General features: G+C 68.2%; 8 protein-coding genes. 6 read left to right on the top strand and 2 right to left on the bottom strand.

Annotation, left to right across the window (positions count from 1 at the left end; genetic code table 11):
* Positions 1-35: 35 nt before the first annotated feature.
* Positions 36-3,557: an AAA family ATPase gene (locus tag ACOYR3_RS04170; RefSeq protein ID WP_422845235.1), complete on the bottom strand. Its 3,522-nt coding sequence runs from the start codon at positions 3,555-3,557 to the stop codon at positions 36-38.
* Between the two features lie 118 nt (positions 3,558-3,675).
* Between ACOYR3_RS04170 and ACOYR3_RS04165 the strand changes: the two genes are divergently transcribed.
* The 6 genes from ACOYR3_RS04165 to ACOYR3_RS04140 all read left to right on the top strand — a co-directional run bounded on the left by ACOYR3_RS04165 (position 3,676) and on the right by ACOYR3_RS04140 (position 12,787).
* On the top strand, positions 3,676-4,986 hold the full coding sequence (locus tag ACOYR3_RS04165) for a DUF1566 domain-containing protein (protein ID WP_422845234.1): 1,311 nt from the start codon (positions 3,676-3,678) through the stop codon (positions 4,984-4,986).
* A 131-nt stretch (positions 4,987-5,117) separates the two neighbouring features.
* Positions 5,118-6,707 (top strand): DUF1566 domain-containing protein, encoded by a 1,590-nt coding sequence (locus tag ACOYR3_RS04160; protein WP_422845233.1) that lies wholly within the window; start codon positions 5,118-5,120, stop codon positions 6,705-6,707.
* A gap of 43 nt (positions 6,708-6,750) precedes the next feature.
* A complete protein-coding gene (locus tag ACOYR3_RS04155) occupies positions 6,751-8,004 on the top strand; it encodes a WD40/YVTN/BNR-like repeat-containing protein (protein WP_422845232.1) in 1,254 nt (417 codons plus the stop codon).
* A 14-nt stretch (positions 8,005-8,018) separates the two neighbouring features.
* Positions 8,019-9,065 carry an IPTL-CTERM sorting domain-containing protein gene (locus tag ACOYR3_RS04150; protein WP_422845231.1) on the top strand — a complete coding sequence of 349 codons (1,047 nt, stop codon included), beginning with the start codon at positions 8,019-8,021 and terminating at the stop codon, positions 9,063-9,065.
* Between the two features lie 18 nt (positions 9,066-9,083).
* On the top strand, positions 9,084-9,821 hold the full coding sequence (locus ACOYR3_RS04145; protein ID WP_422845230.1) for a DUF1566 domain-containing protein: 738 nt from the start codon (positions 9,084-9,086) through the stop codon (positions 9,819-9,821).
* Positions 9,818-12,787, top strand: a complete 2,970-nt coding sequence (locus tag ACOYR3_RS04140; RefSeq protein WP_422845229.1) for a DUF1566 domain-containing protein — start codon at positions 9,818-9,820, stop codon at positions 12,785-12,787. The genes ACOYR3_RS04145 and ACOYR3_RS04140 overlap by 4 nt, the downstream gene beginning before the upstream one ends.
* 169 nt (positions 12,788-12,956) lie before the next feature.
* Here the strand turns inward: ACOYR3_RS04140 and ACOYR3_RS04135 are convergent, their stop codons facing one another.
* Positions 12,957-13,826, bottom strand: a complete 870-nt coding sequence (locus tag ACOYR3_RS04135) for a creatininase family protein (protein ID WP_422845228.1) — start codon at positions 13,824-13,826, stop codon at positions 12,957-12,959.
* Positions 13,827-13,831 lie beyond the last annotated feature (5 nt).

The raw sequence follows: 13,831 nt of genomic DNA, 5'->3' as shown, positions 1-13,831 counted from the left end.
TTCAGCGCCCGCTTGCCGAGCGATCAGTGCAGAGCCTAACGCGGCGATATCTCCACCGCCAAAGCCTGCGCTCGCGCCTGCCACAGCGCCGCCGGATGTGCCGCGGTGTGCTGCAGTGCTTGCGCCACGCTCTGCCGCGCCGCGTCGCAGGCGCCCGACTGCTGCAGCGCCTGGGCGCGCAAACGGTACAGATCAGGAAGGTGAAACCCGTCGCCCACCCGCAGGCACATGGCCAGGGCCTCCTCGGTGGTCTGCAATACGCCCGGCCCGTCCGACAGGTGCAGCTGGGCTTCGGCCAGCGAGTGTAAAAAGGCGCCCAGCGCGCTGGGCATGGCCTGGCGCGCCGCCGCCGCGCTGCGCTGCAGCCGCGCCAATCCTTCAGGCTGCCCCGACATCACCATGGCCCACCCGGCATGCATGCCCGCCACGGCCTGCCACAAGGGCAGGCCATGCCGTTCGGACAACGCCGCGATGTCGCCGGCCAGCCGCGACACGGGTGCGGTCCTGCCCAGCATGCGCTGCACCACGGCGAGATGGGTCATAGCAAAGCACAAGGACTCGGGCTGGTTCAGGCCACGCGCCAGCGTACAGGCGCGCCCCCCGGCCTGCATGGCGGCGAGGCCGTTTCCTTGCAGCAGCCGCACCCAGGCCCGGTTGCCCAGAGCAGCCACCCGCGGGTCATGCCCCCCCAGATTGAACTCGGTGTCCGGCAGCCCCTGGGCATGGCGCAAGGTCTGTTGGACGTGGTACTCGGCCCGCTCCAGGTGGCCCTGCCACACCGCGTCGTTGGCCCAGGCGGCATGGGCGTAGGTCCGCTGCACCGCGCTGCCGGAGCGCGTGGCGATGGCCAGCATCTCGCCCGCGCAGGCGTCCGCCGCCGCGAAACTGGCGTCGGGACGCGAACTCGACACCAGCCACTGCCCCCACAGGATGGCAAAACGGCGCTCATCATCGGCTGGGCACAGTGCCAATGCGCGGTCGTACGCGGCAATGGCCTCGGGCGAGCCATAGCCCGTTACCGCGACCAGCGACGGCCCGAGCGGCAGCAGCAGTTCCAGCTCGCGCGCCTGCCTCCCCGGGCCTGGCGGCAACTGGTCCAACAGGGACACGCCCCGGCGCAGATGATCGACCGCTTCGGCAAACGCCGCGCTGCGCCAGGCCTTGGTTCCGGCGATCTGCCACCAGGTGACAGCCTCCTGGGCCATGCCAGCTTCGGTGTAATGGCGCGCCAGCTCTTCCGATCCTTCCTGGGCCTGCTGGGGGAAATGGGCCACCAGCGCCTGCGCCACCCGCTGGTGCACGGCGCGCCGGCCGCCGCGGGTCTGCGCGGCCAGCGCAGCCTGCTGAATGAGCGCGTGGCGAAAGCCGTACCGCACCTGCCCCGTGCCGGTGTCGCAGGGCTCGATCAACCGGGCCTGCTGCAGGGCGTGCAGGCCGTGCGCCAGCGCGGTGTCGTCGGCATCCACCACCCGGCGCAGCAGTGCCAGGTCAAACTCGCGCCCGATCACCGCCGCGGCCTGGGCCAGCGGCATCGCATCGGTGGCCTCCAGCTGCGCTGTCAGCAAATCGTGCAATGTGCCTGGCAACGCCCCGCCGGGCAGGGGGGCATGCGCCAGAGAGCGGGCCAGAGTTTCGGCAAACAGCGGAATCCCTTCGGCACGCGCCAGGACCGCGGCCACCGATTCGGCGGACAGACCCGGAGCGGCCTGCCGCACCAGGGCCGCCGTGGTATCGGTATCCAGGGGCGCCAGGTCCAGCACCGCGGCGTACGACGCCAGGCCTTCGGGCACGGCATGGGCACTGCGCACGGTCAGCACCAACAGAAGCGGGCTGACCGGCGGGTGGAGGCAGATGTGCGAGAGCAGCGCCAGGGTGGACGGGTCCGCCCAATGCACGTCCTCTACCGTCAGCATGGCAGGCTGGCCGCCCTCTGCCGCCAGAAACCTGCGCGCCAGCGCCGCCATGGCTTGGCCGCGGTCCACCTCCGACATGGCCTGCATGTCCCCGCTGCCCAGGCCCAGCAAGGCCTCCACCCGCTCGTCGGGCGAATGCGCCGCAGCGCTGCCGGGCCAGGCCGCGGACGTCGCTGGCCCCTGGGGGGTTTGCATTCCAAGCTCTGGCACACGCTGCCGCAGCCGCCAGTTCGCCACGACTGGGTGCAGGGGAGTGTGCTGCGCCTCGGCCCGGCAAAACAGGGCGTGCACGACCCAGGACAACTGGGCCAGCTGCTCGGCAAACGACCGCAACAAGCGCGACTTTCCCATGCCGGCCTCGCCCCGCACCACCACCACGCGCAACCCGTGGCGCAGCGCCTCAGACCCCCAGGCGGCCAGCCGCGACAGCTCGCGCCGCCGCCCGACCAGGGGAGTCCGCAAGGCCTGGGGAGCGTCCCAGCTCACCCGCACGCCCCGGTCGCCAACGATGCGGTACAGCGTCCCGTCCTGCCCCAGCGCAGCGTCCTGGGAAGGCCCGTGCACACAGTCATCAAAGCACGCAGCCACCATCTGCCGGGTGGCTGCACTGACCAGCACGCCCTCCGGGGGCGCCTGCTCGGCCATGCGGGCCACCACCTGCGTGGCGTGGCCCAGCGCATCCGGCATGTCGGGATTGCTGCCCGTGACCACCCACGCCGTGTGCACGCCCACCCGCACGGACAATGCCGGATCCTCCGGCGTGCCGCACAGCGCCAGGGCGGCGCGCACCGCCCGCTGCGCCGAATCCTCCTGGGCCCTGGGGTGGCCAAAGCAGGCCAACAGCACATTGCCCGGCGCTATGCACAGGTGTCCGCCGCGCGACTTGACCTGTTCGCCGGCCCGCCGGTGCCAGGCCGCCAGGCGCTCCAGCAGGAATTCGGCATCGGCGTCCGCGGGCACACGCAAGGCCGCATGCACAAACGTGATCTGCCGCCGTCCGCTGGTGCGCGGGCCGGGCGAGGAGACGCCGGCCACCGCGGCCCAAAGCCCGCGCTGCGTTGCGTCATCCCGCGGCGCCCAGCGGGCGCGGGCCTGGGCCCATGCCTTGGCGTGGTCCGGGCGACCCTGCCGTAACCATCCCCTGCACAGGGTTTCCAGCAGGTCCAGATGGCGCTGGAGCAGCGTGCTCCGCCAGTGGTCACGCCACACCATGAAGTCGGGAGCGTCCGGCAGGTCCAGCCCGTCCAGGAATGCACCCCGAAACAATGCCACCACCTGCTCCAGCCGTGCCAGATCGGCTCCGAGGAGTCCTGGGTCCAGCACGTCCAGCCCATCGACCTGACGCACCTTGCCGGGCAGCCAGCGCACCACCTCGCGGTCGGCCTGGATGGGCATGTGCCGCGCCAGCACCCGCTTGAGGTTGAAAAACGCCTGCCGCAAGTTGGCCCGCGCCGCATCGGGCGGCAATTGCGGCCAGAACGTTCTGGCCAGGTGATCGCGGGGATGCACCCGCGTCGGCTCCAACGCCAAATACGCCAGCAGCCCCTGCAACTTGTCATACAGGGGCCCCACGGCCCCCCCCTGTACCGTCGCTTCAAACGGGCCCAGCACCAGGATCTTCAAGGAAGGTAACGAGAACGGCATCGGAATTTCACAAACAGGCGGGGCGAACGTTAGCACCCTGCGTGCCAACCGTTAACGGAGTGTTGACGGTGCGTTGCTGTAATGCCTCGCGTCGCCCGCCACGCCCCGCTTACGCCGCATGAAATCCACCCTCGTCTCCCTGGCCCTGCTGGCCCTGCTGGCCGCCGCCCTGCCCAGCTGGGCGGGCAACCTGGACGCCCCCGCCGCCCCCTCCACAGGCAGCGGCATGCCGACCACCACCGCCATTTACAACCGGCTCGACACCGGCGCCGCAATCAGCGTGACCGGCACCTTCCTGGAACCTGCCGCCGGCCCGACCGCTGGTACCGGCAAAACCCTGGCCGACATTTCCACCAAGCTGCCCGTGCCGGACAACACCCAGGGCGCGACAGCGGGCGATGTAGCCAACGGCAAAACCTTCTGGGGCCTGCGCACCGATGGCACCTGGGGTTTGACCAGCGGCAGCGCAGCCGTCACGCCCGCCATCGGCAACGCCACCGCCGCCGATGTGAGGACGGGCAAAACCTTCTCCAACGGCAGCGCCACCGGGCTGAGCGGCAGCATGGCCGACAACGGGGCCATCAACATCACACCAGGTACCAGCGCCCAGGCCATTGCGGCGGGCTACCACAACGGTGTGGGCAGCGTGGCCGGCGATGTGAACCTGGTGAGCGGCAACATCAAAAGCGGTGTAAGCATTTTTGGAGTGAACGGATCCAGTTCCGTGGTTGACACGGCAGGGGCCACCGCCGTGAGCGCCGACATCGCTGCGGGCAAAACGGCCTATGTGAACGGCGCGATGGTGACGGGGACCGGGACCCTCGCAAACGGTGCCTATTACCCGATTCAACTTCCAGCCATATGCACCCAGGGCTGGGGAGGTAGCGGTTGCCGAACGCCCTGTGCAAACGGACTGATGGGCACCAACTGCGATATCTTGAGCGAGCCCTATGCCGGGACACTCCCCGCCTATGCGAGCACGCCCTGGAAATGCGTGCACGACACATCTACCGGCTTGGTGTGGGAAGTCAAGCTGCCGGACACCGGGGCAGGAACGGTCTTCCGCGGCCTGAATGAAACTTTTTCCTGGTACAGCAACGATAGTTACCCGCCAGGGTCCGCCAACGGTGGGACTTGCAAAAAGACGGGTCGTTGCGACACCGAAAAATACACCGCAGACGTCAACGCTACTCAGCTATGCGGGTTCACGGACTGGCGCATGCCAACGCCATCCGAGTTGGTCGCAGTCCAGTCAAACCTCTTCAACAATCCAGACTACTTCCCGAACACGCTGCAATACGGGACTTTCTGGACCGGCGTACCGGTCATCGTGAACCCAGCGAATGCTTGGAGCGTCTTCGGAAGCGGCGTCACGGGTGAGGCCACAAGCAACACCTATTCCATCAGACTGGTCCGAGGCAGGCCGTGACGTTGCCTCTGGGGCGCTGTCTCCCGGTGCTGCAACCGCAATCGTGCCGCACCCCATTCCAAGCCATTGACGGAGTGTTGACGGGGCGTTGCTGTAATGCCTCGCGTCGCCGCTATCCACGACCCTGCCGCATGAAAATCCGCCTCGCTACGCTGGCTTTACTGGCCGCCGCCCTGCCCGCGCTCGCGGGCAACCTGGACGCCCCAGCTCCCCCCGCATCAGGCAGCGGCATGCCCACGACCGCCGCCATCTACAACCGGCTCAGCAGCGGTGCGGCCATCAGTGTCCCCGGCACGTTTCAAGAACCAGGCGCCGGCCCCACGGGCGGCACTGGCCAGACCCTGAGCGACATTGCCGCCCGACTGCCGTCCCCTGACAACACCCGAGGCGCTCAAGCCACTGACGTGGCTGACGGTAAAACATTCTGGGGTTTGCGTACCGACGGGACCTGGGGTCTGACCAGCGGGAACGCTGCGGCTGGGGGCAACGTCATCGGAGCCAACGGAATGCTGACGTTCTCTATCCCCGATGGGATTTACAGCGGCGGCAAAACGGCGACCGCTGCGGACAACAACTTGCAGCCCGGGAACATCAAGAGCGGTGTCAGTATTTTCGGCGTGAATGGAACTCTGGCTGCGGCCACTGCAGCGACTCCCCCGATAGCCAACGCAGGCGCTTCGCGTGCAGTCAGAACGGGCACGACGGTTCTTTTGGATGGTGGCGCCAGCAGCGACCCCAACGGCGACCCGCTCACGTACCAATGGACGCTGGTTTACAAGCCCGGGAGCAGCAACACCATGCTCAGCCGCACCGATGTCGCCGCCCCCAGCATCGTCATGGACGCGTCTGGTCCCTATGCGCTGGTACTTGTGGTGAACAACGGCAAAGCGAGCAGCGGTCCTGCGCCACTTGTTCTGCAGGCGTCTGCATTTCCGGTCGTCACCTCAACTTCGCCGCCGAACGGGGCTTCCAACATCGGATTTGACAGCGCCATCACCGCCACATTCGACTCGGCGCTCGTGCCGGCCACGGTAAACGCCGGAACCTTCACGGTTTCTGACGGCGCAAGCAATATCGCGGGCTCCGTGAGCTACAGCAGCAACACGGCGACTTTCGTTCCGGCGAGCAAGCTGCTTGCGGACAAGACCTATACGGCCACCCTCACCACCGGGATGACAGGCAGCAATGGGGACGCCCTGGTAAGCGACTACCGCTGGAGCTTCAGCACCGCCGCTCGCTACTCCGCCGTTGACGGCGGGTGTGTGTACGACAACACCACTGGGCTGACATGGGAAGTCAAAACCAATGACAGCGGACTCCGGCACTTCAGCTGGACATACACCAATTTCGATACCCCACAGTCAGGCAGCACATGGAACGGGTCCGCATGGGTTGACCTGACACCAGCGGAAATCTATGCAGGCTCCAATTCGCTAGGGTTTGCCGCGGCCGTCAATGCCACGGGCCTGTGCGGGTACACCGATTGGCGCCTGCCGACGGGAACCGAACTGCTGACGCTCGTGAAGAGGTCCGGCTCAAATCCGATGATCGATACATCCTGGTTCCCCAACACCCAGGCTGACGTGTATTGGACGTCCACGCGTTATGACGGCGATCCAAAGTCCTCTTGGTACGTGTGGTTCCATGACACCGATATCCCGCTTTGGTACCTCAACCGGGAATGGAAGGGGAAAGTGCGTCTGGTCCGCACGGGCCGCTAGCCGGTAGGTCTTCGCCAGCGCAATCCCCTATCAAGGCCGACAGATGAAAACCCTCGCTTTTCTCGCAGGCGCGATGACAGTCCTGCTGCCTGTTGTTGCGATCGCCGCGCCCAACATCAGTTCCACCGACAAATCCGCCTGGTCCGACACCAGCGGCTGGGTCAACTTTGCGCCCACGGGAGCTGGCGCGGCCGTGTTCGATGACCACCTGGAGGGCTTTGCATGGGCCGAGAACGTAGGCTGGATCAAGCTGGGCAGCCACAGCGGCGGGGGCTACCACCGCTACGCCAACAGCACAGCCACCGACTGGGGCGTCAACCTCAACGGCGGGGCGTTGTCGGGCTACGCCTGGAGCGACACCGCAGGCTGGGTGCGCTTTGATCCCACGGGCGGAGGCGTCACGCTCAACCCATCCAACGGCGTGTTAGACGGCTGGGCCTGGGCCGAGAACCTGGGCTGGATTCACTTCAAGGGCAGCAGCCCCGCATACAGCGTGGTGTTCACCCCGCCCAAGGAGCTCACCGCCGTGCTGCTGAGTGCCACCAACCCGCAGCAACTGCGCGCCGCAGTGGCAGGCTCGGGCATACACCTGTCGAGCGACGGCGGCGCCACGTGGAGCGCCGCCGCCACCCAGCCCACCGACCGCCGCCTGAAGGCCGCCGTGGTCCACCCCACCATACCCAGCACCCTGTTTGCCGCCACCCATGGCAGCGGTGTTTTCAAGAGCACCGATGGGGGTGCCAACTGGTCTGCCTGCGCCAACACGGGCCTGAATTTGAGTGCCTACGCACTCGTGGTGGATGGCAGCGCCATGCTGTACGCCGCCACCCGAGGCGGGGTGTTTGCCAGCGCCGACTGCGCCACCTGGAGCGCCCGAAACACGGGCTTGCCCCACACCGCGGGTGTCTACAGCCCCGCCGTGCTGGCGGTGGACCCCGCCACCCCGGGCACGGTGTACGCCGGCGTGAATGGTGCGGGCGTCTACCGCAGCAGCAACGGCGGCGGCAGCTGGAGCGCGGCCAGCACCCAGCCCGCCAGCACGGCGCTGCGGGCCCTTCAGATCAAGCCCGGAAACGCCAGCATCCTGTTTGCCGCCAGTCAGGGGGCGGGGGCATTCAAGAGCACCGATGGCGGGGCCACCTGGGCCACCTGTGCGGGACAACCCGCCAACCCGACCCTGCTGTCGCTGGCCATGGACGCCACCGGCCGGCTGTATGCCGGGTCCGAAGCGGGGGTGTTTGTCAGCACCGACGACTGCACGAGCTGGACCGCCCAAAACACCGGGCTCCCCAACTGAACCGGACACCCCCGATGAGAACCTTCATGCTTCGATGCGCGGCCCTGGGTGCGACCCTGTGTGCGGGCAGCACGCTGGCACACGCCGCGCCGGTATACGACCAATGGGCAGGCACCGGCCCCTTCGCCACAGGCCAGGGCAACCGGGCCATCACGGCGCTGGCGGTGCGGCCCGACGGCACCCAGGCCTTTGCCGGGACCGGCAGTGGCACGGTGCTGGCTTACGCGTTTTCCGACACTGCGCCCAGCACGTTCAGCTTCACGCCGCAGGTCAACGTGGCTTTGAACACAGCCGTCACCTCCAACAGCGTCACCGTGTCCGGTATCAACACCGGTGCTGCCATCAACGTCACAGGGGGGCAATACGCCATCAACAGCGGGGCCTACACCGCCACGGCGGGCACCGTGAACAATGGCGACACGGTGACGGTGCGGCTGACCTCGTCGTCCAGCTTCAGCACCACGAGCGTGGCCACCCTCGCTATCGGAGCCCAGTCGGCAGACTTTCGGGTGACAACGCAGGACCGTTTGACCAGCTACACCGGACCGTCCGGCACCGGCAGGGGCGACATCACCGCCAGCTTCACCGGAGGCGGCCCCCATTGCAGCCTGGCCGCAGCCAGCTACGCGGCGGCCACTTCCACACCCAAAGGCATCTCACTGCCCTATGGCACGTTCAGCTTCACCACCACCGAGTGCGACGCGGGCGCCACGCTGACCTTCACCCTCACCTACCCCCAAGCCTTGCCCGCCGGGGCCAAGTACTACAAGTTCGGCCCCGAGTTCGGCGGCAGCGCCATGCCCCACTGGTACGAACTGCCAGGGGCCGTGGTCCATGGCAACCAGGTCACGTTCAGCATCACAGACAACGGCGTGGGTGACAGCAACCCAGCCATTGGCTACATCACCGACCCAGGCGGCCTGGGGATGCCGATGGACAGCGTGACCGCCGTTCCCACGCTGGGCGCATGGACGCTGGCGCTACTCGCTGCGGTGATGGGCGGGCTGGCCTTCTGGCAGCGCAGACACTCAAAAACGATAGCTACCAGCGCTTTCAGCTAAAGCGGTACAGGGGAAAACATGAAAATTTCACACCCCGTGGCACGCGCGCTGGCAGTGCTGGCGGCCGTCGCCAGCGCGTTCTCCGCATCCGCCCAGACCGGCCTGCTCAACGACACGGGGCAGACCAGCTGTTACGACACCGGCAACAACCCCGTTGCGTGCGACGCCGCCAGCGCCGGCAACAACAGTGCGCTGCCCCACCAGGACGGACGCTACGGACGCGACGCGGCGAACGCCGCGGGGACACTGGCCAAAACCGGCGGGGGTGACGCAGGGTTTGATTTTTCGTGCGTGCTGTGGAATGGCATGGTGGTCAACAGCCCCAGTTGCACCGGCACGCTGGTTCCCAACACCACAGGCGCTGCCAGCAGCACGCCATCCACCGACTGGGCCTGCACCAAGGACAACGTCACAGGCCTGGTGTGGAGCTTTCAAACGCCCTATGTCACGGGCGACGCTCTCGACAGCCCCTTCCTGGCCAACCCCGGGCACAACAGCGACGGACGCTGCGGGTACAGCAGCGGCTGGCGGCTTCCCTCGCGCACGGAGCTGGCCGGTATTGCCCACCGCGGCAGAACCGGCCCCTCCATCGACACGAACTACTTCCCTGGCGCCGTCAGCAGTTTCTACTGGGCCGGGGAGCCGGTGGCGGGGGACACCTTCAGGCGCTGGGCGGTGGAGTTTCTGAACGGCACCCACGCGATGACCGACAAGAGCGACAAAGGCTATGTGCGCTTTGTGCGGAGCGCCCCATGAACATGCTGCGCCGTCCCTTCTTGTGGCTCAAGCTGGCCGCACCCTGCTTGGCGCTGGCGCTGGCGCTGTTTTCCCACCCCGCGCACGCGGCTTACACCCTGAATGCCGACGGTACCGTCACCGACACCGTCACGCACCTGGTTTGGGACCGTTGCGTGCTGGGTCGATCCAGCGACGGCCTGGCCTGCGGAAGCGGCATGGCCCAGACGTTCACCTGGCCCCAGGCGCTGGCTGAAGTGCAGGCGCGCAACGCCGCCAACCACCTTGGCCACCGGGACTGGCGCCTGCCCAGCGCCACGGAGCTGCTCAGCCTGGTGGACATCCATGCCGATGCCAGTGCCACCTCCGCGATCGACGCCACGGCATTTCCGCGCACACCCTCGTACGGAGACACCTGGAGTGACGGCAGGCACTGGACCTCGACGACCTTGGCGAGCAATTCCAGTTTCGCGTGGACGACGGGGTTCAGAAAAGGCTACCTCGGCGTCTCCAACAAGACGCTGTACCAGGGCTTCGTGCGCATGGTGCGCGGCGGCACCTTCGACTCGCTGGGCGACACAGCACCGCCCCTAACGACTGCCGGACCGGCGATCAGCAGTGGCCCTACCCACAGCAGCGCCACCGTGAGCGTCACGCTCAATGAGGCCAGCACCGGCCACTGGTTGCTGGTGCCCGGCACAGCCGCCCCGGCCCCCACCTCCGCCCAGGTGATGGCGGGCGGCTCGTATGGCAGCGTGACGGTGGTCGCCGCCGATCAGGTGGCCTTGGCCGCCAACAGCCCGGGCTTGATCTACCTGTTTGGCTTGGGTCCGGGAACCACCTACACGCTGTACTTCGCGGCCATTGACGAGAGCTTCAACCTGCAAGCCGCTCCCAGCAGCCTAGTGTTCACCACGGCGACTCCCGTGGACGGGGCGTGCGGTAGTGCGCACCACAGCCCCCTCCCCGTCGCCGTCGCTCCCAGCACCGCGTTGTGCGCTGCGGGAGAGCCCAGCAGCGTGACCGCAGGCAGCGGCGCGTACTCCTGGCATTGCACCGGCACCAACGGCGGCGCGGACTCCGGCATGTGCAGCACCAGCCGCGGCTACATCGTCACGCCCAGCGCAGGGCTCCATGGAAGCATCAGCCCGAGCACGCCCCAGGTGGTGGCCTTCAATCAGGCGGTCAGCTTCAACGTGCTGCCGGATGGTGGCTACGGGGCCATCGCCAGCGGCTGCGCGGGCAGCCTGAGCGGCAACACCTACACCACCGGTGCCATCGTCGCCGACTGCCCGGTATCCGCCTCATTTACGCTCAACACCTATCCCGTCGGCGCCGCGGCCAGCCCCGCCGTGGGCGGCACCGTGATCTGCACGCCCAACCCTGTCAGCCACGGCAGCACCGCCACCTGCATCGCCACACCGAACGCGGGCTATACCTTCAGCGGCTGGAGCGGTGACTGCGCGGGCTCTGGCACCTGCAGCCTGGGCGCCGTGTCCAGCGCCAAGGCGGTGACCGCGCAATTCACCCTCAACACGTATCCCCTCACCTCCACCGCCAGTCCGTCGACCGGTGGCTCGGCGAGCTGCACGCCCAACCCCGTGGGCCACGGTGGAACCAGCATCTGCACCGCCACACCCAGTGCCGGCCACACCTTCACCGGCTGGAGCGGCGACTGCTCGGGCACCGGTGCGTGCAGCCTCAGCGACGTTACGGCGCCCAGAAGCGTGACTGCCGGCTTCGCCCTCAACAGCTACACCGTGACCGCCACCGCCCACCCGACCGCGGGCGGCAGCGTCCACTGCACGCCCAACCCCGTCAGCCACGGCAGCTCCAGCACCTGCACCGCCACTCCCAACGCTGGCGCCACCTTCAACGGCTGGAGCGGCGACTGCTCGGGCACCGGTGCGTGCGATCTGGGCAACGTCACCAGCGCCAAGAACGTGACTGCCGACTTCACCCTCGACAGCTACACCGTGACCACAACGGCCAACCCGGCAGCGGGCGGCAGCGTCCACTGCACACCCAACCCCGTCACCCACGGCAGCTCCAGCACCTGCACCGCCACTCCCAGCGCCGGATTCACCTTCAGCGGCTGGAGCGGCGACTGCTCGGGCACAGGGGCGTGCGATCTGGGCAACGTCACCAGCGCCAAAAACGTGACGGCCGGCTTCACCCTCAACCGCTACACCGTGACCACCACCGCCAGCCCGGCAGCAGGCGGCAGCGTCAGCTGCACGCCCAGCCCGGTCACGCACGGTGGCAGCAGCACCTGCACGGCCACGCCCAACGGGGGCTACACCTTCAGCGGCTGGAGCGGCGACTGCTCGGGCACAGGGGCAGGGTCAGGGTCAGGGGCGGGGATATGCAGCCTGAGCGACATCACGTCGGCCAAAAGCGTGAGCGCCGATTTCACCCTCATCACCAGCTACTCGGCAGCGTCGCCTGCGGGCGGGGGCGACATCACCACCACCGTGTCGGGGGGCGGCGGCGCCTGCGGCCTGGTCACCATTGGCTACCAAAGCGCCAGCTCGGTGGGCCCCGCCTTGCCCGCTGGCGTGGCCTTCCCGCACGGCGTGGTGCACTTCACCACCACGGCCACCTGCGCGGTGGGGGGCACGATCAACGTCACGCTGGCCTATCCTGGCGTGCTGCCTCCCAACACCAGGTTCTACAAGTACGGCCCGGCCACCGCAGGCGCCAGCCCCACATGGCATGAATACCCAGCCACGGTCAGCGGCAACACCATCACCTACAGCGTGATCGACAACGGAGCGGGAGACAGCAACGCCAACCCGGGGCAAATCACCGATCCGGCCGGGCCGGGCATCGCGGAGGCCCCTGCCGCCGCCGTAGGCATCCCCACCCTGCACGAGTGGGTGCTGGTACTGCTGGCCGTGTGGATGGCTGCTACAGCGGTCTTCTGGCAGCGCACCAGCTCGGGAGCGGCAGGCCACCGCGCTGGCCACAAGCACGCGCAAGGCTGAAAGCACGGGGACGCCGCGGCTCTGCGGTGCCCCCCGCTGCACTGGCCCGGACCGCGCCCCTCAACGGTTCGGGGCGGGTTCGCAGCGCCATCCGGGCGCGCTCCACGCACCCACCATCGCCGCGCATGGGGTTGCGCCCGGGGTCAGATCCACGACCCGGCTTGCCATCTCATACCCGGACATCACAGCGCAGCGTGCTCAAGGGCAGCGCATGCAACTCCTGCAGCAGCGCCACCAGCTGCGTGGCCGCGGCCTCCACCACCGCGCGCCCCTTGTCGGCCGTGGCCGCCGCGGCGTGGCCCACGGCGCCCGCGGGGTGGTAGTCCTGCATCTGCCAGCCCAGCTTGGCGCTCCTGCCATTGCCCAGGATGGCGTAGCGCTCGGCCCGGTCCTGCGAGGTGGACCGGAACGCCTGCGCATGCGCCATGTGCACCGTGCCGGGCGACAGGTGCAGCATCATCGAGGTCTCGATCTCGCCCGCATGGATGCCAAAGCGATGCTCCTCGGCGCTGAACTGGCCGGCCACCGCATCGGGCAGCGGCAGGCTGAACCAGCTGGCGCTGTAGACGAGGAGGTCGCAGCGCGTGCGCAGCTCGCGCGCCACGATGTCCATCACGCTCACCTGGCCGCCGTGGCCGTTGAAGAGCAGCAGCTTCTTGACGCCCGCACGGGCCACGCACTCGCCGATCTCGGTCCACAGCGCGATCACCGTGGCCGGCGACAGCGTGAGCGTGCCGGGAAAGCGCAGGTGCTCCGGGCTCAGGCCCACGTTCTGCGGCGGCAAAAACAGCGCGGGCAGGCCGGCGGGCAGCTGCGGCAGCGCGGCGTCGATCACGCCCTGCAGCAACGTGGCGTCCACCGACAGCGGCAGGTGCGGGCCGTGCTGCTCCACAGCCGCCACGGGCAGCACGGCCACCACCTGCTCCGCCTGGCCGCTGGCTTGCAGCGCGGCGAAGTCGCGGGTGGACAGGTCGGCCCAGAACCGGGAGGGAAGCGCGGGGGGCGCGGACGAAGGGGGAGGTACAGCGGCGGCGGTCATGCCCG

Origin of the sequence: Acidovorax sp. M2(2025) (assembly GCF_049330835.1) — a bacterium.
Classification (GTDB): domain Bacteria; phylum Pseudomonadota; class Gammaproteobacteria; order Burkholderiales; family Burkholderiaceae_C; genus Acidovorax.
This window is presented reverse-complemented; position numbering and strand designations above follow the sequence as displayed.

Coding starts and splice junctions, on each gene's coding strand:
- ACOYR3_RS04140 (WP_422845229.1), top strand. CDS start 9,818: ATGAACATGCTGCGCCGTCCCTTCTTGTGGCTCAAGCTGGCCGCACCC.
- ACOYR3_RS04135 (WP_422845228.1), bottom strand. CDS start 13,826: ATGACCGCCGCCGCTGTACCTCCCCCTTCGTCCGCGCCCCCCGCGCTT.
- ACOYR3_RS04150 (WP_422845231.1), top strand. CDS start 8,019: ATGAGAACCTTCATGCTTCGATGCGCGGCCCTGGGTGCGACCCTGTGT.
- ACOYR3_RS04170 (WP_422845235.1), bottom strand. CDS start 3,557: ATGCCGTTCTCGTTACCTTCCTTGAAGATCCTGGTGCTGGGCCCGTTT.
- ACOYR3_RS04160 (WP_422845233.1), top strand. CDS start 5,118: ATGAAAATCCGCCTCGCTACGCTGGCTTTACTGGCCGCCGCCCTGCCC.
- ACOYR3_RS04145 (WP_422845230.1), top strand. CDS start 9,084: ATGAAAATTTCACACCCCGTGGCACGCGCGCTGGCAGTGCTGGCGGCC.
- ACOYR3_RS04155 (WP_422845232.1), top strand. CDS start 6,751: ATGAAAACCCTCGCTTTTCTCGCAGGCGCGATGACAGTCCTGCTGCCT.
- ACOYR3_RS04165 (WP_422845234.1), top strand. CDS start 3,676: ATGAAATCCACCCTCGTCTCCCTGGCCCTGCTGGCCCTGCTGGCCGCC.